The sequence below is a fragment of the Paenibacillus endophyticus genome (assembly GCF_014192395.1).
In the GTDB taxonomy this organism is placed as follows: domain Bacteria; phylum Bacillota; class Bacilli; order Paenibacillales; family Paenibacillaceae; genus Pristimantibacillus; species Pristimantibacillus endophyticus.
Window position 1 is genome coordinate 80,552 of record NZ_JACHXW010000010.1, and the last position, 21,180, is coordinate 101,731.

General features: G+C 50.4%; 11 protein-coding genes. 4 read left to right on the top strand and 7 right to left on the bottom strand.

What is annotated here, in order from left to right:
- Positions 1–17 precede the first annotated feature (17 nt).
- The 4 genes from FHS16_RS17260 to FHS16_RS17275 all read right to left on the bottom strand — a co-directional run bounded on the left by FHS16_RS17260 (position 18) and on the right by FHS16_RS17275 (position 5,422).
- Positions 18–1,658 (bottom strand): extracellular solute-binding protein, encoded by a 1,641-nt coding sequence (locus FHS16_RS17260; protein WP_183565081.1) that lies wholly within the window; start codon positions 1,656–1,658, stop codon positions 18–20.
- A 186-nt stretch (positions 1,659–1,844) separates the two neighbouring features.
- Positions 1,845–3,212 (bottom strand): response regulator, encoded by a 1,368-nt coding sequence (locus FHS16_RS17265; RefSeq protein WP_183565084.1) that lies wholly within the window; start codon positions 3,210–3,212, stop codon positions 1,845–1,847.
- Positions 3,209–4,951 carry a sensor histidine kinase gene (locus tag FHS16_RS32460; protein WP_183565087.1) on the bottom strand — a complete coding sequence of 581 codons (1,743 nt, stop codon included), beginning with the start codon at positions 4,949–4,951 and terminating at the stop codon, positions 3,209–3,211. The genes FHS16_RS17265 and FHS16_RS32460 overlap by 4 nt, the downstream gene beginning before the upstream one ends.
- Before the next feature lie 279 nt (positions 4,952–5,230).
- Complete coding sequence (locus FHS16_RS17275; RefSeq protein WP_183565090.1) at positions 5,231–5,422, bottom strand: twin-arginine translocase TatA/TatE family subunit; 192 nt, start codon at positions 5,420–5,422, stop codon at positions 5,231–5,233.
- Positions 5,423–5,738: 316 nt separating this feature from the next.
- Between FHS16_RS17275 and FHS16_RS17280 the strand changes: the two genes are divergently transcribed.
- The 3 genes from FHS16_RS17280 (at position 5,739) to FHS16_RS17290 (ending at position 8,156) form a co-directional block, all read left to right on the top strand.
- Entirely contained in the window at positions 5,739–5,996 is a 258-nt protein-coding gene (locus FHS16_RS17280) for a MerR family transcriptional regulator (protein ID WP_183565092.1), read from the top strand.
- Positions 5,997–6,008: 12 nt separating this feature from the next.
- On the top strand, positions 6,009–6,725 hold the full coding sequence (gene tatC / locus FHS16_RS17285; RefSeq protein WP_183565095.1) for a twin-arginine translocase subunit TatC: 717 nt from the start codon (positions 6,009–6,011) through the stop codon (positions 6,723–6,725).
- A gap of 204 nt (positions 6,726–6,929) precedes the next feature.
- Positions 6,930–8,156 carry an amidohydrolase family protein gene (locus FHS16_RS17290; RefSeq protein ID WP_246431811.1) on the top strand — a complete coding sequence of 409 codons (1,227 nt, stop codon included), beginning with the start codon at positions 6,930–6,932 and terminating at the stop codon, positions 8,154–8,156.
- A 2,556-nt stretch (positions 8,157–10,712) separates the two neighbouring features.
- Here FHS16_RS17290 and FHS16_RS17295 read toward each other — a convergent pair.
- Together FHS16_RS17295 and FHS16_RS17300 are read right to left on the bottom strand one after the other, a co-directional pair.
- Positions 10,713–11,921: an MFS transporter gene (locus tag FHS16_RS17295; protein WP_246431805.1), complete on the bottom strand. Its 1,209-nt coding sequence runs from the start codon at positions 11,919–11,921 to the stop codon at positions 10,713–10,715.
- Between the two features lie 198 nt (positions 11,922–12,119).
- A complete protein-coding gene (locus FHS16_RS17300; protein ID WP_183565104.1) occupies positions 12,120–12,995 on the bottom strand; it encodes a helix-turn-helix transcriptional regulator in 876 nt (291 codons plus the stop codon).
- A 134-nt stretch (positions 12,996–13,129) separates the two neighbouring features.
- Between FHS16_RS17300 and FHS16_RS17305 the strand changes: the two genes are divergently transcribed.
- Positions 13,130–15,106 carry an alpha-amylase family protein gene (locus tag FHS16_RS17305; protein ID WP_183565107.1) on the top strand — a complete coding sequence of 659 codons (1,977 nt, stop codon included), beginning with the start codon at positions 13,130–13,132 and terminating at the stop codon, positions 15,104–15,106.
- 397 nt (positions 15,107–15,503) lie between these two features.
- Here the strand turns inward: FHS16_RS17305 and FHS16_RS17310 are convergent, their stop codons facing one another.
- Complete coding sequence (locus FHS16_RS17310; protein WP_183565110.1) at positions 15,504–21,098, bottom strand: X2-like carbohydrate binding domain-containing protein; 5,595 nt, start codon at positions 21,096–21,098, stop codon at positions 15,504–15,506.
- Between the last annotated feature and the right edge of the window lie 82 nt (positions 21,099–21,180).

Below are 21,180 nucleotides of genomic sequence, written 5' to 3' on the forward strand. Positions count from 1 at the left end.
TGCTAGTTATTTACTGCTTATTTGGCTGCTGCTGCGATTTCTTCGGTAATTTGGTCGCCGCCTTGCGATTTCCATTTATCCACGAAGCCGTCAAAGGAATCAAGCGGCTCGTTGCCCATAATGATTTTCAAAAACGTTTCGTCCTCCAGCTTGCGCAGGTTTGCCCATTTCGTACGCATCGTGTCCGTTTGGTCATAATAAACACCGACTTTGCGGTTAATTTGGTCATCCTTGCCAAGCGGCAATGCACCAGTCAAGAAGGCATGCCTTTGCGACCAGGCAGCCAAATCCTTTTTCGGATTTTCTTTATCCTTAAGGTACGAGTTGTAAATTTGCTTCGCTTCGCCTTGCAGCGTATCCGCTGCCGCGTTGCCGTCAATGACGTCTTGTACAAGCTTCGCCTTCTTCTCTTTGTCGTCGTAGTTGCTCACGAGAAGCGAGAACGGCATATTCATCCAGTTGAAATCATCTTTCTCTACGATGCCTTCGCCTTGCAGCTGATCGGCGTCAAATTGCATATTCAATGTTTTCAATACAGCCTCGGGATGCTTGAACCCCTTTTTCACAACGAGATAGCGTGTGGTAGGCGAGCCCATATGCGTATTCATCTTGCCTTCCTGGCTAAGCGGTGACAGATAGGATACCCACTCCGCTTTCGAATCCTGAGCCACGGAATCGGCCAGCATGCCAAACGGCAGCCACCATGGTCCGAAGAAAATGCCCGCTTTTCCGCTAACAACAAGCTCATTCACCTGCTCGCTCTTTTTCACGGCAAACTCTTTGTCGATTAAGCCTTCCTCAACCCAGCCTCTCAGCTTGGCAAGCGCATCCTTCACTTCCGGTTGAATTGAGCCGTAAGCTGCATTGCCGCTTGCATCCTCTACCCATAGCTGCGGATATGCATTGTAAGCGCTGAAGATGGAGTCAAAGCCGAATACGCTTGTTCCGATGTTAACAATCACTTGGTTGCCGAGCAGGCCGGCTGAACCTTTTTTGTCCATGAACGCTTTCGTCACGTTAATGATGTCATCCATCGTTTTGGGAGCTTCAAGCCCCAGCTCGTCCAGCCAATCCTGGCGCACCCAAAGCAGGTTCTGCGCATCCGCACCCGGGCTTACGTTCGGGAAGGCCATCAACTTGCCGTCGAACGTTGCCGAAGCTAGGCTATAGCCGTCGGTTGAATCATAAGCCGCTTTGAGAGCCGGGGATACGAAGCTTTCGTACGTTGAAGACAGGTCCTCGATAAGATCCGCATTCACGAGCTGTACAAGCTGCTGCTTGTCAACGGTCATCACGTCTGGAATATCGCCGGTAGACAGCGTAAGCCCGACCTTCTGCATGTACGCATCGCCAGACGTCGTAGCCTGCCAAGCGTTCGTATACTTAATGTTCAGCTTTTCGCCGAAATAGCGTGTCAGCTCATTGTCTTCGATGGTGGAGCCATCCGGAAGCTTCGGATCAACCGCTGCCTCTTTGCCAATTTCAATCGTCACGGTCTCCGACATGGGCGCATACGGATCAGCCGGCTCAGATACGGTGCCCGCGCCGTTCGAATTACCGCCGCTAGTACCTCCGTTATTCGTTTTCTCATTATTTCCCGAGCAAGCAGTAAGTACCATCAGTGCGCAAACGATGAGTATGCCTAACGTTTTTTTCATTTCTGCTTTTCCCCCTGCATATCGTTTATGGTCTACTGCCCCAGTATAAGCCCGTTCTGCGAGAATGAGGGTCAGAACGATGTAGGCAGTTAGGCGTGTTTTCGTAACCGTTTTTTTCATGCGATTAATCAGCCTGCGACAATAACCTACGTACCGCCGACAAACTTCGCACCTTGCGCTTTTCGCCTATATGGCATTCCGATTGCGGAAATCGGACGGAAGCATGCCGATCTCCTGGAGGAACAGCTTGCTGAAATATTTCTCATCCTTGAAACCGACAAGCTGCGCAATCTGATAAATCGGCGTATTCGTATGCACCAGCAGCTGCTGCGCCTTCGACATCCGAATTTCAGTCGCATAATCATTGAACGATTTGCCTGTCACATTTTTGAAGCATTGGCTGAAATACGTTCGGCTCATATTGGCAATGCCCGCCAATTCATGCTGGCTGAAGTTCATCTCCTCCTGCTCATGCATGAATCGAATGGCTTTGTATATAACGCGGACGATATCATCGCCGTATTTGGATTTGCAGACGATGCTGCGCAGCTTGCCGCGTTCTTCCTCAAGCGCCGTTTTCCATTCTTCCCACATCCGCAGCGGCTCCAACCGGAATATGAGCTGCATCGACCACTCCAGCATGAGCAGCAACCGCCCGTTCTCTAGAAACGCAGGGAACAACAGCTTCTTCAGCTCGTCCATCGGCAGCCGCAGCGCGACCGTATCCTGTAGGAGCAGCTCGTATTCTTCGTTGCTGTAGATCCAATCCGGTGAATTCCAGCGCAGTCCAAGCCGTTCTTTCTCCGGCTCCACCCATTCAAGCTCTTTGTCAGCTGCCCACTCCCAGAAGGTAACCCAATGCTTGTAGTCGTATAATAAGCCCGATGACAAATAAGCATGCAGCCGGTCGACTGTTTCGCCAAGCGTGATGCCCCCAAGGCCATGCACAAGAACCGGCAGGCAGCTCGCCTGCTTAATATCCGCAATCAGCGTCTTCTCTTGCTCGGGGCCTAGGCTGTCCAAGGCGAAAAACCAGCAGTGGCGGTCCAAATAATGAATGACGTTGCCTGCCGAAAGCTTCTCGACGAGCTTGGCCGCCTGCTCATCGTCTCCAAGCTTTAAGACCACCATCGCGCGATCGAACAGCTTCTTATCCGGCGCTTGTTTTTTGATGTTTCTCTCCTCGTAGGTACGGGCTATTCGGCGTAAAACCTCGTCCATCGTGTCCGTTTCCAAATCATTTTTGACCACATAATCAAGCGCGCCCATACGGATCGCCTTCTGTGCGTACGCGAACTCCTCGTGGCAAGACAGGACAACGACCGATTTCCCCGGGTATTTCTCGCTCATTGCCTCCATCAGCTCAAAGCCGGACATCTCGGGCATCATCAGATCCGTAAACACAATATCAACGTCCTGCTGCTCCAGCAGCTCAAGCGCTTTTCTTCCGTTGCCCGCTTCCCCAACGACCTCCATCTGGTATTTGGACCAAGGCATGATCGATATCAACCCGCGCCTAACCAGTTTTTCATCGTCTACGATAATGACCTTCATCGCATGTTACCCTCCCTATCAATCGGCAAATGAATCGAAACGACCGTCCCTTTTCCAATTTCGCTATCTATCGCAAGCTCGCTGCTGCCTCCCGTAAAGCTGCTGAGCGTCCTTTTCACATAATTCAGGCCAATGCCAAGACCCGACAAATTATTTTTTCGCGTATCAGACTCCAGCAGCTCCTTGATTTTCTCCGGGCTGATTCCGTTGCCGTTATCGGTCACCTTCAACAGCAGAGCTTGACTCGTTTCCTGCACGCTAACCTCAATAACCCCTTTCTCGTCCATCATCCCGTGATAGAGAGCATTCTCGACGATCGGCTGCAAAATAAACCGCGGCAGCGGAGTCGCAAGGAACGGCTCCGGGATGTCATAACGCACATCAAACTCGAAATCATACCTGATTTTCTGCAGCTCCACGTAATCGTTCAACGAATCGATTTCATCCTTCAGCGTAACAATGGTGCCATCCTTCGCCAAATTATATTTGAGCACCTTCGTGAACAACGACAGGAAACGATCAATTTCATGCTGTCCCTTCAAACGGGCCAGCCACTGCGCGGTATTCAGCGTATTATACAAAAAATGCGGATTAATTTGCGCCATCAGCTTCTCCATCTCGATATCCTGCTTCTCGCTAGCTTCCTTGGCGACCTCTTCGATTAGATCTTGGATTTTGAATTGCATATCCTTGAAATTATCGATCAGGAAGTCAAACTCGCGCAATCCCGTTTTTTGAAAAAAATCATTCGGCTCCTGGCTGATAAAAGAGGAAATGCCCTTTCGTATCCGGTGCAGCGGAGCTATGACGACCTTCCAGGTGCGGAATGCGGACCAGATGCTAATCAACAGTCCTAACACGACAATGAAAGAGTAGCGCACGAACCAATCGCGGATTTCCTTCTGGTACTCGCCCTTTTCGATAAATACACCTAGGCGCCAGCCTTGGCTGCCGATCTCCTCATGGAAATAATAATGATCCATCGTCTTGGCGTCATAACGACTGCCGATCGGCGTCAGCTCTGGCTTGTCGCTGTATAAGACCACGCCGTCGTTGTCCATGAGCAGATGCGATACGTTCATTCCGTATTGCTCCTTGTTCAAAACGTTCTGAATGACCTTTACATTGGTTTCCGCGTATACGAGCATCGGATTCCGAGGATCGGTCGTGCCCCCTGCGCTCCTCACAATGGAGAAAACGGATGTGTCATTGTATTTGTACAAGGTAAGATGAGGCCCGTTATAGGCATGGTCCGATTTAATGGAAAGCTTCGGCAGGCTGTCGAAATCCGGGTGCGGATTTCTCGTTATATAGTTGTTGTATAACATCTCGCCCGTTGTCGTATCGTAATACAACACTAAACCAATCGTCGGATTCGAGGCGTTGAGTATGCCCATATTGCGCTGAATGGCTGTCGTCAGCTGGGATTTCTCGTACGTATCCTCGCTGGTCTGGAGCAATTTCAAATCCTGCCCGACGAACCCTTGATAGGACATTTGCTGCGACACGTCATACAGATTGCCCAGCGTCTCCTCCACGCCGCCTCTTACGCGCTGCAGATTTTGCTCGATGCCTTTTTCTATTTTGTTGTACAAAATGTTATAGATCGAATACACCGTCAGCAGCCCAACGAGCACAAGCGGAATAACCGAGCTGATGAGCAGCGTCCAATAGAGCTGGCCACGCAGCGTATCCCAGCCAAATAAACGTTTGATATATGAGCCTTCCCTCTCCTCCACGCTCTTCACCTGCTTATCATGTATTTGGACAACCACACTATATCACAAGAAGAAACAGCTTTGCCGTCCACTGCAAGAAGAGGGTATCCTTTTCTCGTAGAAATAGAAGAATACTTTATTTCGTGAAACATATAAAGTCTTATATTTTAAAAAACAATTGTATAGCTATCGGCTTGCAGAGAAGGCCTGCGCTTCTTTGCTCAATGAAAAACGGAAAAAGAGCAGGCCGCGATCGCGACCTGCTCTTTTTCCGTTGGACCTATTCAGCAAAAATCAGCTTCATGACGGCGTACTGGTTTTGCTTTCTTGCTCATCCTTGCTCTCCGTAACAAGCTCTCGCGCCGAGCTTTTAAATTCATGCAGCGTGCGGCCTACCGCCCGCCCAAGCTCTGGCAGCTTCGAAGGTCCGAAGACGATTAGAATAACGACTAAAATCATAATTAACCCGGGCAATCCAATGCTTTGCAACATGAAGCTCCACCTCATTCCTGTTATTGTGCTGCCGCTGACCATGCCTTCACAATAGCAGATCCACTCGTCCGCGTCCTGTAATATGTCAGATTATATAACAACGTTTTTTACGAGAAAAATGCTTATAGTAGTAGTCCGATTTCGGGTTGTACGAAGTGTCTAAACCAGCTATAAAAAGTTAGGTGCATCATCTAATGACAGCACTTGCCTCCATCATTATCATTAGGTACACATCGGCCTAACGTTAGTATTCCTTACATAATTTCAGAAAGGAGTGGCAAGGGCAACGCCAAACCATTGCAGAGGAGCTGTCATCATGTCGTTTATGGATAAGCAAGTGATGAATATCGGAACGGTCAGCGAGCTTACCGGCTTATCGGAGAGGCGGATTCGTTACTACGAGATTCGGAAGCTTATTTGCCCGATACGAACGCTTGGGGGGACGAGGAAATATTCATTCCGGGACATCGAGAAGCTAGTTGAAATTAGCAGGCAAATGGAAATCGGCTGGATGACGGCAGAAATTAGGCAGAACACCGGAAGAAGCAAAGCAGGAACGGCTGCAAATGGTTAGGAGGCGTTCAATATGCTGGCACAGCCAAGTTTAATCGATCATTTAACCGAGCTTCGGAGAAGAATCATTTATGTGCTCATCATGTTCGCGATTGCTTTAGTCGGCGGGATTGCGTTGGTTCGTCCCGTGCTTAGCTACTTGCAGCAATCCTATTCACCCGCACAACCGATTCTATGGAACGCTTTTTCGCCATTTGACGCGCTTCAGCTCTACATGCAAACTGGAGTAGTGATCGGAATAGGCGCATCGGTTCCCTTTATTTTGCTTCAGGTATGGCTATTCGTTAAGCCCGCCTTAACTTTAAAAGAACGAAAGTCGGTGCCGTGGCTGATTCCGTTCGCGCTCCTGCTATTTTTAATCGGCCTTGCCTTCAGCTGGTTTATCGTTTTTCCGATGGCCGTCCAGTTCGCATCCACCGTTACGCGCTCTATGGGTTTAGTCGAAACCTATGGCGCGGCGCAATATATTCAGTTTCTTATTCGCATTATTTTGCCGCTGTCGTTAGCCTTTGAGTATCCTATCGTGCTCATTTTCTTGGCTAGGCTTGGCCTCGTTACGCCTGAGCGCCTTCGTAAAAGCAGAAAATTCGCTTATGTCATCTTGGTTACCGTGTCGACCATCCTTACGCCGCCCGATTTCATATCGGCTTTTATCGTCCTTATCCCGTTAGTCCTATTGTTCGAAGCTAGCTTTCCCCTTGCCAAATGGGCACATAAAAGAAAAGATTAGAGGAGGAATAGAAATATGGATCAAGAAAACAAAGGGCTCTCGCGCAGAGACTTTATCGGCAATGTCGGCAAAATCGGAGGGGCTTCGGCCGTTCTCGGCGTGATAGGCTCGATGGGGCTTTTCTCGCCTGAATCCGCGGGTGCAGCCGCAGAGGCGAAAAAAGGGGATTCGAAAGCAAATAAGCCTGGGAAAAACAGCAGCTACATGCTGTTAAACGTTCGTCTCGAAAGCGGATATACCTACGAGAGCGGTCAGGTCGTCGCTACGGAAACCGTCCTTCGCAACCTCCAAATCGAGAAGGGGAAAATCACGAAAATTCTCGATACGAAAGCTGCTTACGGCAAAACGCTCGACTGCTACGATGCGAAGGGCATGCTCCTCCTGCCTTCCTTCCGGGACATGCATATCCATTTGGACAAAACCTTTTATGGCGGCCCTTGGCGGGCGGTTAGACCGACCAAAAACGGTATTTTCGACCGGATAATCGAGGAGCAAACGTTGCTTCCGCAGCTGCTGCCTACCGCCCAGGCGCGCGCGCAGAAGCTTATTGAGCTCATACTTGGCTACGGCACCACTTATGTAAGAAGCCACTGCAATATCGATCCGACGGTAGGACTGAAAAACTTGGAGAAGCTGAAGCTTGCTTTGGGCAATTACTCGGATAAAATCTCGCATGAAATCGTCGCCTTTCCCCAGCACGGCCTGCTCCGCTCCAATGTGGAGAGCCTTATGCGCGATGCCATGCAGCTAGGCGTCACTCATGTCGGCGGATTAGATCCTACATTGGTTGATGTAGATATGGAGAAATCGCTGCAAACTATGGTACAGATCGCCGTAGACTACAAAGCCGGCATCGACATCCATCTGCATGAAGGCGGAGAAACAGGCATAAAAGCCATTCGCCGCTTGGCCGACCTGACCGAGCAAGCGGGTCTGCAAGGCAAAGTTACGGTCAGCCATGCCTTCTCGCTCGCCTCGCTTACAGCTGGCGCCGATGTGGAAATGGCCGATCGGCTTGCCTCTCTTGGCATTTCCATCGCTTCATCCGTTCCGATCGGCAGAAGCGTGATGCCGATTCCGCTGCTGCAGAAGCAAAAGGTACAGGTGCTGCTCGGCAATGACAGCATTACAGACCATTGGTCTCCCTTCGGCATCGGGGACACGCTGCAGAAGTCGCATCTTGCGGCGCAGCTGTACGGCTGGTCCAGCGAATACAATTTGTCGCGCGCCCTTTCCCTAGCAACTGGCGGGATCACTCCGCTGGACGAGTCCGGCAAGCAAATATGGCCGAAGGTTGGCGATGCGGCAACCGCCGTGCTCGTAGCGGCGAGCTGTTCGGCAGAAACGGTAGCTCGGCTGCCTAAGCGCGAAGCCGTGCTGCATAAAGGCACGCTTTCCTCCGGCTCGCTTGAGATCGCGAAGAAGCGCTAGTCGCTTCTTGGGAGTATGAGACCGGCTGCCGCTCGAGATCGCAAAGAAGCGCTAGCCGCTGCTTGTGAGCATGAAAAGACTGCCGCTCGAGATCGCAAAGAAGCGCTAGCCGCTGCTTGTGAGCATGAAAAGACTGCCGCTTGAGATCGCAAAGAAGCGCTAGCCGCTGCTTGTGAGCATGAAAAGATTGCCGCTTGAGATCGCAAAGAAGCGCTAGCCGCTGCTTGTGAGCATGAAAAGACTGCCCTCCCCTTGTGGTAGACACGCGTACTAATAAAACGTGATGCCGTAAGCGGTCACAGTAATAGCCCATTGTTTTCAGAGCAACAAAAAGTTCAAAACGAGCCTTTAGAATCGATTCTAAGGCTCGTTTCGCGTTTAGGGAAACATATTTGCCTCCCTATATGCTTTGGTTATTTCAAAACACTACTCTTGCAGCGGTCTCCGTAAGAGGAGCTTTTTTCATAGCAAAAAGGTAACCAACAGACACGCCGAAGCTCACTAACATTCAAGTTCAAACGGGTCGCTAGGCGTACTAATAACACTTGATACCGTAAAGGGAGCTTTTTTCATAGCTAAAAAGGTAGCCTACAGCCACGCCGAAGCTCACTAACATTCAAGTTCAAACGGGTCGCTAGGCGTACTAATAACACTCGATACCGTAGAGGGAGCTTTTTTCATAGCTAAAAAGGTAGCCTGCAGCCACGCCGAAGCCCACTAACATTCAAGAGGCTGGAACGGGAAGCGCGGTTGATAATGATGACATCTGCTTTCAGCCTCACCGTTTCGTTTCCTCCGTTGGTGTGAAGGTCCCAGTTGAACATTTTGGCATAACAAACATAACTCTTGCGAAACGGCAAGTTTTTATCATTTCGAACACTTATAGTCAACCTGAATTGGCCTCATGCCTATGGAATCAATCCATAACAGAGGCTTGTTAAATTTTTTTAACTAGGTAAATAGCCAAACCTGCACGCCTCGGCCTACGCTGCACTTTCTGCAACGTAATGACTCCTTAACACGCTTGTATCTACCTCTCATTGCAGTTTCTGCAATGGAATCAGAGGATTCTAATTTATTTTACGGAAATATTCGATTTTCGTTGTACTTAGTACAACGTAGCCCATTGGATTCGGCCACTTACGAAGGTTCTGTTGTACTTTGTGCAACGTAGCCCTTTGATTCGGTCACTTATATAGGTTCTGCTGCACTTTGCAAAACGTAGCACCTTAAATACTGTCACTTATAAGTTCTCTGGTGTACCTTGCAAAACGCAACCCTTTGGTACTTTCACTTATATGGGTTCTGCTGCACTTTGCAAAACGTAGCCCCTTTGTACTGTCACTTATAAGGGTTCTGCTGTAATTTGCAAACGTAGCACCTTTGGTTCGGTCACTTATAAGGGTTCTGCTGCACCTTGCAAAACGCAACCCTTTGGTACTTTCACTTATATGGGATCTGCTGCACTTTGCAAAACGTAGCCCCTTTGTACTGTCACTTATAAAGGTTCTGCTGAAATTTGCAAACGTAGCAACTTTGGTTCGGTCACTTATAAGGGTTCTGCTGCACTTTGCAAAACGTAGCACCTTTGATACCGTCACTTATAAGGTTTCTGCTGAAATTTGCAAACGTAGCAACTTTGATACTGTCACTTATAAGGTTTCTGCTGAAATTTGCAAACGTAGCACCTTTGATACTGTCATTTATAAAGGTTTCGCTGCACTTTTTACAACGTAGCCCCTTAAATTCCGTCACTTATAAGGGCCCTACTGCACTTTTTACAACGTAATCCCTTAAATAAGGTCACTTTATTGCCATTTATAAGGGTTCTGTTGCACTTTGTGCAACGTATCCCCTTAAATACAGTCAATTATAACGGTTCTGTTGCACTTTATGCAGCGTAGCTTCCGCGACGATAGCGCAGGCCAAACAAGCCTACACGAAAAGCGCACTAGTAATATCTCAGCTACCCTGCAGCTGTTGAGATCTGTTTATAGTGTTTTAGCATGCAATTAGAAGGGGCTGTCCCCAAAAGGGTAACCCGGATTTTTACAAATTAATCAAATCGCAAAGAACCTTCAACACCACTATATAGTGGAACTGAAGGTTCTTTGCGATTTGACATCAAGCAGGAAGTGAAATTTATATAACGACTTTTAAGTCACCTTTTTTGTCCATAAGCACTCTAGGCACGCAAGAACTTCTTCGCATCTGCTCAAAGCTTGCTCAGCCTGCTGCCGCCTATCCTCTTGCTGTCTAGGACTAGTCTCTTGTCTCTTGTCTCTTGTCTCTTGTCTCTTGTCTCTTGTCTCTTGTCTCTTGTCTCTTGTCTCTTGCCTCTTAGCTCTTGTCTCTCGTCTTTTGCCTCTTAGCTCTTGTCTCTCGTCTTTTGCCTCTTAGCTCTTGTCTCTCGTCTTTTGCCTCTTAGCTCTTGTCTCTTGTCTCTTGTCTCTTGTCTCTTAGCTCTTGCCTCTTGCCTCTGACCTCTTGCCTCTTAGCTCTTGCCTCTTGCCTCTAGCCTCTTAGCTCTTGCCTCTTAGCTCTTGCCTCTGACCTCTAACCCCTAGCCGTTCTCCGCTCCTGCCCCAGCTCATGCTTGCGCCGCAGCCATACGCTGATGCCCGCGGCGAACATCATCATGCCGGTGGCAACGAATATCCAATGGATGCCGACGGCAAGACCAAGCAAACCGCCAATGAGCGGACCCAGCATCGAACCGAATTGATTCGCACTCGTCGTAAGCCCGAAGGATCGGCCGCGGAACTGCTCATCCGTGCTCTGCACGACGAGAGTATTCACAATAGGTGAAATACCTGCCATAAACAAGCCGAACACAAACTGTACAACCGCAAACAGCCATAAATCCTGGACAAAAAATTGCATGCTGACCACAATGCCCGCGCACATCAAGCAGGTGACAAGAATCCGGTGGTAACCCTTTCTCTCACCCAGCCTGCCCCAAACTGGCGAAGCCAATATGCCGGCAATGCCGATTAGGGAAAGCACGAACCCCGCTGACAGCACCGCTCCTTGCAGGCCGCCCTGCAGCTTGGCAATATGCAGCGTAAGCAGCGGCTGAATCATGTTGATGGAAAGCTGAAAGAGCGCGAGCAGCATAAGCATGCTCATCAGTGCGCGGTTTCGGAAAGCCATGCGGTACGTAACCGGCTTTTCCTTCTTTTTTTCCGTCTGCGGCTCTGTTTTCCCTTCCCTAACCCAAATGACGACCGCGACCGTCGCTGCCAATATGATGATAGCCGCCACGACAAACGATCGGCGCAGGCCGAATGCCTGTGCCAGCAAACCTCCGAACAACGGTCCGAGAATGCCTCCGGTCATCGTCCCTGCCTGCATCATGCCGAGGCTCCAGCCAAGCTTTTCCTTGGGTGCGATTGTAGCCACAATCGACATTGATGCCGGAACGAAGCCGCCGACGAAGCCGTGCAGCATTCTCACGCCGACGAGCTGCCATGGGGTTTGCACAAAAGCAATTAATGCGTAAATAAACGCTAGGCTAATTCCCGCCCGAATAACCATTTTCCGCTTGCCGTATTTATCCGCCAGCATGCCCCACAGCGGAGCCATCACTGCCCCGACGAGAAACGCAGAGGAATGCACAATGCCCGCCCACAGATTGACCGAGCTTTCCGGTACGCCCAAATCGAACAAAAACAACGGCAGAAACGGAACTGACATGGTATAGCTTGAACTGCAAAATAAAACACCAAACCACAAAATCCACATTGTACGCTGCCATGATTGCAAACCTAGTGACCTCCTTGCACGCATGATCCTTTTCCGATGCCTATATGCTATTACCCACTATACGCCTCCTTTACCATTTGTTCAAAAACCGCAAAGGGGTGCATAAACAAGGAAAACAGCCGGAAATGGCCCTTAACTCAGGCGTAACAAGGTTTTTTGAGCTTAGAGCAGGTATTGCGCTTAGAAAGCAGCCCCATTCTACAAAAATACTTGATTCTGCTTGCGATATTCGCCAGGCGTCAGCGCGGTCTGCCGTTTAAACAGCCTGGTAAAATACGTGTTGTCCGCAAGTCCGCACAGCGCTCCGATTTCCTTCAGCGGCAGCTCGGAATGGGCAAGCAGCCGCTTCGCGCGTTCAATCTGCAGATGATGCCGGTATTGCATCGGGCTCATGCCCGTATATTGCTTCAAGCAGCGTGCCAAATAGTCAAAATGGTAATGCAGCTCCCGCTCCATTTGTTCGGAGTCGAAGGGCTCCTCCAATCGGCTTTCCAAATAAACGGCCACCTTCTCGCTCAGCGAATAGGAACGGGCTTGCGGGCTGTTCCTGATCGTCCCTTTCTGCAGAACAAGAAGAAACTCCCCGAACAGCACTTGCAGCTCGAATGCGCGCTGGCGCGTCAGCACCTGATGCAATTGAATCATCCGCTCCAGCAGCGGCACAACCGAACGCAGATCCACCGCGGCGAATTTTGGAATACGTACCGTGGAGGGTGGAGCGGCGATATCCTGGTCCGTACGCTTCAGCAGCGGCTGCTGCCAGCTCGTTTTCTCGGTCAATAACGTATGCATATCGGGCTGCGAGTATTCAAAATGGATCCAATACACCTCTGTTTCTACCTCCGTCGGCCGATAACCGCGATGCGTTTTGCCAGGCTCGAGCACAAGCACCATGCCCGCCAGAATCTCGTAGCTACAGCCTTCTTCTTCCATATATAACGCACCTTTCGTGCAGATGAGCAGATCGAAGACTTCGAATCGGCGTTTCGCATGCATAACACCGGGCTGCCATAATCCGTAACCGATAGCAGCCAATAACGGGCTTGGCGGAGCTTGAAATTCAAGCACAAGCATCCTTGTCACTCCTCGATTTAAGATGCAGAAATTGTACTATATAAAGTCGCTATTGTCAGCTGTATACTCGTTTTCAATCGATTAGAGTGGTAGATATCATCTTACTCATTCTATTCTACAGGAGGGCACCAAACATGAGATTCCGCCAGGTTCATCTTGATTTCCACACTTCTGAAGCAATCAAAGCTATCGGCAGCGCTTTTAACAAAGGGCAGTTCCAGGACATGCTCCGAACCGGCTACGTCGACTCGATTACCATTTTCTCCAAATGCCATCACGGCTGGGCTTACCATCCCTCCGAAGCCAATGAAATCCATCCGCATTTGGCGTTTGATTTGCTAGGCGCGCAGATTGATGCCGCACATGAAATCGGTGTTAAGACGCCTGTCTACTTATCTGCTGGATTAGACCAGAGGCTTGCCCGCAAATACCCGGAATGGCTCATTCGCGATCAGAATGAGAAAACGAACTGGACGCCGAATTTCATGACACCGGGCTATCAACAATTTTGCATGAATTCACCCTATTTGGAAATACTCGCTCTTCAAGTCCATGAGGTTGTAACCCGTTACGACGCGGACGGCATTTTCCTCGATATCGTTGGCGTACGCGAGTGTTATTGCCAATTCTGCGTCACCGAAATTCGCAAGCGCGGCTCCGATCCGCGCAACCTTAATGATATGAAGGCGCTTTGGGAAGAGACGTATTTCAACTATGCAGCACGAATGAATAATACCGTCCATGCCGTTAAGCCAGGCCTCCCGGTTTTCCATAATAGCAGCCATGTCGACAGAGGACGCCGTGATCTTGTGCATCTCAACACCCACTTGGAGCTCGAATCCTTGCCCACGGGCGGTTGGGGCTATGATCATTTCCCATTATCCGCTCGATATGCGCAAACCTTAGGTCTCGACTTTCTTGGCATGACCGGCAAGTTCCATACCTCATGGGGAGAATTTGGCGGCTACAAGCACCCGAACGCCCTCCGTTATGAAGCAGCGCTTAGCCTTGCGAACGGTGCCCGCTGCTCGATAGGCGATCAGCTTCATCCAGGCGGGCTCATGGATCACGCAACCTATGCGCTGATTGGCGCAGCCTACAAGGAGGTCGCAGCGAAGGAAGAATGGTGCCAGGATACGACTTCCGTTGCCGATATCGCACTGCTTTCCGTCGAAGCCGCTTCCATCTCACCTGGCGGTGGTACGATAGACGACCACAGCAAGCATGCCGATATCGGAGCAGCCCGAATACTGCTCGAGGGCCATTATTTATTCGATGTTATCGATACGCAGGCTGACTTAGGCAAATATGCGGTCGTTTTATTGCCCGACGCCATCGTCCTAACCGAACCTCTAAAAGAAAAGCTAGCAGCCTTCCTAACCAAAGGCGGTAAGGTGCTTGCAACTGGACGCTCCGGCTTATCCGCTGACGGGACACGCTTCGAGCTTGATTTGGGCGCGGAGTGGCAAGGGGTCTCCTCCTTTACGCCATCCTACTTTAAGCCCGGCTTTGCGCTTCCATCACTCCAGAACGCTTCCTTCGTCCTTTATACGGAAGGACAGGACATTGCCTTGGCACAGGGGGGAGCTTCCCTCGGCAGCAAGGAGAACTCTTATTTTAACAGGGATTTGTTCACATTCTGCTCTCACCAGCATACGCCTTCCGATATGGAGGATGCAGGGCCCGGCGCAACCGAGGGGCCGGATGGCATTTATATCGCTTGGAATGTCTTCGAGGATTATGCGCTCAAGGGCAGCCTGCCGGTCAAAGAAATCGTATGTTATGCGCTTGATAGCCTTCTTGCGAATAAGCAGCTTCGCACGAATCTGCCTGCTCAGGGCATAACGACACTTCAAGCCCAGCAGTCGCACAACCGGCTTGTTCATCATTTGCTGTACGCATCCCCTGTTCGACGCGGACAACATGTCGAGGTTATCGAGGATCTGTCGCCCGTTCTCAATACGGAGGTCTTCATCGCCCTATCGGAGCCGGTGCGCGAGGTTTATTTGGCTCCGCAGAACACTCCGCTCCCTTTCAAGCAAGAGAACGGTACCGTAAGCTATACGATTCCTCTATGGTCCTGCCATCAGATGGTCGTTATTCAGCATTAGTCGATACAGCAATTTTCACTTCTAACAGCGGCGAGGGCCGTCTCAACATCGATTTAGCAATCACGCCCCTGCTTTGCATATAATGAGCCTTAAAAAAGAACCTTCAGCTCCACTTTTAGTGGGGGTGAAGGTTCTTTTGCACGCTATAGGATTGCCATACTCGGGTTTCCCCATTTGGGATGAATCCTTTTGTACGCTTACGGAATTATCCGCTCGATTTATCCTTTGGGAAGAATCCTTTTGTACGCTTACGGGATTATCCGCTGGTTACCCCATTAGAGACGGATTCTTTTGTTCTCTTACGGGATTATCCACTCGTTATCCATTTGGATTGAATCCTTTTGTACGCTTACGGGATTATCCGCTGGTTTACCCTTTTGGCCGAGCCCCGGTTCTTCTACTCAACCGTTGCTGCCAAAATACTGCCATACGCCCAATGCGAGCTAGTTACATCGCTCCATGGGGACTGTACCGAGGAGCTTGCCGCGCTTCTGCCCAGCACCTTGTTGATGATGCTTGCCGCTTCGGCGCGTGTCAGTGCCTGATTGGGCTTAAAGTTGCCGTCCACGTACCCGTTAATGATGCCGGCAGCCTGCACCTTCTCGATATCGGCTTTCGCCCAGTGCCCCGCAATATCGTTAAATCCAGTGCCAGTCTTATCCGTCTCGCCGATAAGCGATGAGACCAGCTTCGCCATTTCGGCGCGCGTGATGGACTTGCTTGCGCCAAAGCTGCCGTTCGCATAGCCCTGCATCAAGCCCATTCCCGTTACTTTTGCAATCGCATCCCTTGCCCAGTTGGACGCTAGCACGTCGCTATAGGATACCTCGGATGCTCCTGCTGCTTCCCGATTAACGATTCTGGACAAAATCGTTGCGACTTCCGCCCTTGTCAATTTATTGTCGGGCTTAAACCTATCGTTCTCATAACCATTCATGTACGCGACTCCAAGACTTGAATCCTTTAGGCCTGGAACATGAATTAATGTGAACAAGCTGAATTTGTGAACCGTGAATTGCAGCCCCTTGTCGCCCTTATCGTTATAAGGAACGATCTTTCCTTTAAGCAGCTCCTTTGTACCGTCGCTGTGTTCAATGTATACGGCAAGGTCCTGCCACTGCGCTTCGCTAAGCAAAACATCCTTCAGCGGTAAAATAATGGTGACATTCCCGCCTTGCACGTTTGTTTCGATGCTCATCGGACGGCCAACGACTGCTGCTTGTTCATTGCCTGCCACTATCCTTACGGCTGCTTCCCGATTTGCCCGGCCAGCTGTTTCAAGCTTCTTCGCTTCTTCCTTTATCGGCGTCAGATGGAAGAACAGATCCTCCGTCATAGCAGCCAACACATCGCTTCCCACTACTAATTTCGCGTTCTCCGTCATAAGCTCCAAACCGATCTGAGCGTCTGCGAATATTTGCTTCGCGTCCTTAGGCAGGTTAAACGTCGTTTGCGATACCTCATCTTTCGCATCCGGAATAACAAGGCTTGCCGTTTGGAGACCTGCTTCTTTCATGCTCTCTGCCGCTTTACGCGCTTGCTCCGCCGTCAAAGACACGACATCCTGCTTCTTGCCGTCTGCTTGCTTCGTTCTTGTGACAACTGCTTTACCGGCATTTCCTACGTCAATGGATAAGGTCTCTTTGCCAGAATCAGCATTCCCGCCCGTGCCATGCTCCGATGAAGGCGCCTGCGTCGGCGTTGCGGATGGTGATGCAGTTGGTGCTTCCGTCGTTGCGGTCGGTGCTTCTGTCGGTATTTCTGTCGTTGCGGTCGGTGATGCAGTTGGCCCTTCCGTTGGTGTTGGTGACGGTGTCGCCGTTGGCGTAGGCGAAGGCGATGGCAGCGTTGACGCATTTACTTGGAATTTCACGCCATCAACCAGCATGTAATCACCGGATTTTTTAACGGCCTTAATAGTATGCGGACCGTTAGCCAAACCGGAAACCGAATAAATTTCCTGCTGTGTTAATCTGCTTGCATGATAAGCACTCACCGTTTCCTTAAGCACATTGTCTACATATATGTCGACCTCGCCCTGTACCGATGACATCGGCGCAATCAAGGATACGCCTGTGCCTGTGAACGAATATTGCACGTAGTCGCCGTCCGTTTCCGTACCGTGCAAATCGTTTTGGAAGTCTCCTTTGTAGGAGATTGCCAAACTAACGGCGCCATCCGGCTGTGCAGCCAAATATTCCTTTTTAATCGTAATAGTACTGCCTGAGACCGTATAATCGGTGCCTGCTGCAAGAGGCGTTTCGCCATTCGCGATACCAAGCAGGTTGCTTCCATCGATCTGAAGCGTTGTCGTCACGTCGGCCTGCGCTGTTTTATCAAAGCTTCCCGAATCCGGGCTAATCATATCCGCGATTCGGAATGAAAGCAGATCAAGCAGCATGTAATAGCCTGATTTCTTCACTGCCTTAATCGTATGCGTACCCTCGGTCAAACCTTGGATACTATATACGGTCTGCCTAATTTGTCTGCTCGAATTGTACGTGCTGATGGTTTGCTTGAACACATCATCCACGTAGATATCGATATCCCCCTGCGAGGAATCCTTCTCTGTAATGAGCTCGATGCCTGTTCCTGCAAATTGGTATTCAAAATAATCGTTGTTGTTTTCCGTGTACTGCACATCGTCCTTATAATCGCCAAGGCCTCGGTTGCGTCCATGCTGCCATGCGCCCTTATAGGAAATATCGCTGTCATCGTTATTAACGAGGACATGCCTTCCTCTTGATGTATCGCTTACGGCAATTGCCAGCGTCTGCGGCACTCCGCCGCTAAAGGACAAGGTTAGATTCGCCATGCCGTTCGCGCTGCCCGCCAGATACTCTTTCTTGATTGTAAGCTGATCGCCGGATACGAGATAATCAGCGCCCGCCTGCAGCGCTTCCTCCCCATTCGCGATTCCGCTCAAGCTGTTTCCATTGAAGGAAATTGCCGTCGCTACGTCCGTTTGTGCATCCGCACGTTTATCGAAGCTTAGCGCGCTTGGGTTTAGCGTACTGTTCTGCCCTGTAGTGTCGCTAATCGCAATGGCCAGCGTCTGCGAAGCGCCCTCGCTAAAGCTGAATTTCAGGTTTGCTGAGCCATTTGGCAATCCGGCAAGATACGCCTTATGAATCGTAACCACATCATTCGAAACGGAATAATCCGTACCGGATACGAGTGCTGCCGAACCGTTTGCGATCGCGGCAAGCGCATTTCCGTTAAGTGTCATTGTGGTTACAACGTCAGCCTGCAAGGAAGCTTTTTTGTCGAAGCTTGCCGAGTCCGGGCTGATCGTGCTGTTCGATGCAGCCGAATCAATGACTGAGACGGAGAGCGTCTGAACGGCACCGCCGTCAAAAACAAACGTCAAGCTCGTTGTTCCGATCGGCTGAGCTGCCAAATATTCTTTTTTGATCGTTACGTCATTGCCCGACACCGTATAATCCGTACCGGATACAAGCGCATCTGCACCGTTCGAAATCGAGCTTAGGCTGCTGCCGGCTCCTGTCGTCGCAAGCGCAAGATCCGCTTGCTGGCCTGCCGCTTTGTCAAAGTCTCCCGTAGTCGTGCTGATCAAGTCAGGCAAGCTAACGCGAAGCATATCAAGCAATAAGAAGTAGCCCGACTTCTTCACTGCTTTGAGCGTATGCGGTCCGTTGGCCAAACCAGTAATGTTGAACACCGGCTGCTGTGCCAATCTACCGATATTATACGTACTGATCGTCTGCTGGAATTGATCATCGACATAGATATCGATGCTGCCCTGCGAAGGATCAAGCTCGGTTATGAATTCGATTCCCGTCCCTGTGAAGGTGTACGTGAAATAATCATTGTCGTTCGCTTCGGCATAATGCACATCGTCCATATAATCGCCAAGATTCCGGTTATAGCTGCGATTCCAGCCGCCCGTATAGACGATAGACGCATTGTCATCATTGATGGATATCGAGCCTCCGACTGCTGTGTCGCGCACGACCAACGAAACCTTTTGCATAGAGCCTGCGCTAAACGAGAAGGTCAAGTCAGAGGTTCCTGTTGAAAGCGTATCCATAAACGTTTTTTTGAGCGTCAATTGTGTGCCGGAAACCGTATAGTCCGTTCCCGAAGCAAGCGTGTTCCCGCCATGCTCCACGCCAGTCAGCGTATTGCCGTTCAGCGAAACCGTGAGTGCAACGTCAGACTGGGCCGCTGGCTTCTTATCGAAGCTTACCGTCGCAGGCGTAACGCGGCTATCTCTGATCGTCGTGTCGCTGATGGCTATTGCCAAGGTTTGAGAAGCACCGCCGCTAAACGTAAAGGTAAAATTCGTCGTGCCTACCGCTCTGCCTGCCAAATATTCCTTTTTAATCGTCACGTCATTGCCCGCAACGCTATAATCCGTGCCAGACACAAGCGCAGCTCCATTGTTCGAGATGCTCGCAAGCGTATTTCCGTTAAGCGTTAATGTCGTTGCCACGTCTGCCTGCTCCGACGTCTTCTTATTGAACGACGCGGTTACAGGGCTAATCGTACTGTTCAGCGCAGCCGCATCCGTCACGTCGATAACGATGTTTTGCTTGTCGCCGGGAAGCTGCTGGCCTCCGTTGCGCGTCCAATCGCCTGTGTATTTCATGCCGGTATCATCGTCATTCGCAGCCGCCGTGCCATCCAGGGCCGTTACCTTGAACAATCGCGAGGCATGCGAGGCTAGATTAACGGCGCTATATCCGTCATTGAATGTGCCAAGATCCTCATGGCTCCAAAGATCGCGAACCGTTGCCGGTCCAGTCAAGCCGATGTCGCTCCAGTCCACGTTAACCGTAGCTGCGGAGCTCCCCAAGTTGAAGAGACCCACCGTGTAGCTTCCATCACCGTTATTCGCATACCATACCTGCTGCTCGGTAGCAGTCGATACCGGATGGCCCGGCCGTCCTGCTTGATTGACCGCGATCACTTCCTCATTCGTCAACAGCTCTAGGCCGTATTCGTCCAAATTGGTCATGTCATTGCCGATGTACAGCTGTGCGGAGGATAATGCCCAGAACGTCATTGCCGTCTTGCGCTCGTCAGGCGTAATGCCGTCCATCGCGCCGTTCCCGATATTCAAGGAGTCAAAATCATTCCAGCCCCCAGGTCCCGCGTGGCGCCAGAACTGCTCCGCTTTCGGGAATAGACGAGCGATGCTTGGCCATGCCGTTAAGCCGCCGTCGCCGCAGTAGCATTCAATATCCCAATCGACACGCCAGCCATTGGCATATTCCTTCCAATAATCAATGTATTTGATATCAAGCGCCCATGAAAGCTCCAGCCAAATTTGGTGCGGAGCAAGCGCCTGTGCCCATGCTTTCACATCATCCCGCGCATCTAGGGAAAGATCAGAGATGCCCGAGCCCGGCGTCACGCTGTCAAACTTCAAGAAATCGATACCCCATTCGCCGTATAGGTCGGCAATCGAGTTTATGTAGCTTTGCGCGCAAGGCTGGTTGAAATCGATTTTGTAGCCCAGTCCCCAGTAATCCGATTCTTGAATCGGCTGTGCCGCGATATCCTGCATCGAGCAGCCGGGAGCCCCGTAAATCGGCAAATCCTGGTCATACGCCTGCGGCGATAATCCGGGAATGCCATAGAGACCGATCTTCTGCCCGTTCGCATGGACATAATCGATAACCTCCTGCAGGCCATTCGGATATAGCGTTGTACTTGGGATCGGGCGGCCATAACCGTCCATGCCTCCGTTCCAAGCCGCGTCTATATTGATATATTCATATCCGTAAGGCTGAAGCTTCTCATGCATCGCGTCGGATTGAGCCTTGATATTGGCTGCCGTAATCCATTGCCCGTTCCCCGTATACACTTGCAGGCTGTAACTGCTCCAGCCCATATATGGCTTCGCAGCCAGGCCGTTATCGGCCGCCTCCGCCACATTCCCTCTCGGTGCCACTATTCCTAGCTGGGTCGCGAACAGGACGATTACAAGCAGCCAAAGCCGGGTCTTTCTCATCATTAGATTCATTATTTATCTCCTTTTTTTAGAAAATAGGATCAGGCTTTTATTTCGCAATAAAAACCTGATCCTGTGTAGTTAGAAAGCCTTA

Coding starts and splice junctions, on each gene's coding strand:
- FHS16_RS17260 (WP_183565081.1), bottom strand. CDS start 1,658: ATGAAAAAAACGTTAGGCATACTCATCGTTTGCGCACTGATGGTACTT.
- FHS16_RS17265 (WP_183565084.1), bottom strand. CDS start 3,212: ATGAAGGTCATTATCGTAGACGATGAAAAACTGGTTAGGCGCGGGTTG.
- FHS16_RS17275 (WP_183565090.1), bottom strand. CDS start 5,422: ATGTTGCAAAGCATTGGATTGCCCGGGTTAATTATGATTTTAGTCGTT.
- FHS16_RS17280 (WP_183565092.1), top strand. CDS start 5,739: ATGTCGTTTATGGATAAGCAAGTGATGAATATCGGAACGGTCAGCGAG.
- tatC (WP_183565095.1), top strand. CDS start 6,009: ATGCTGGCACAGCCAAGTTTAATCGATCATTTAACCGAGCTTCGGAGA.
- FHS16_RS17290 (WP_246431811.1), top strand. CDS start 6,930: ATGCTGTTAAACGTTCGTCTCGAAAGCGGATATACCTACGAGAGCGGT.
- FHS16_RS17300 (WP_183565104.1), bottom strand. CDS start 12,995: ATGCTTGTGCTTGAATTTCAAGCTCCGCCAAGCCCGTTATTGGCTGCT.
- FHS16_RS17305 (WP_183565107.1), top strand. CDS start 13,130: ATGAGATTCCGCCAGGTTCATCTTGATTTCCACACTTCTGAAGCAATC.
- FHS16_RS17310 (WP_183565110.1), bottom strand. CDS start 21,098: ATGAATCTAATGATGAGAAAGACCCGGCTTTGGCTGCTTGTAATCGTC.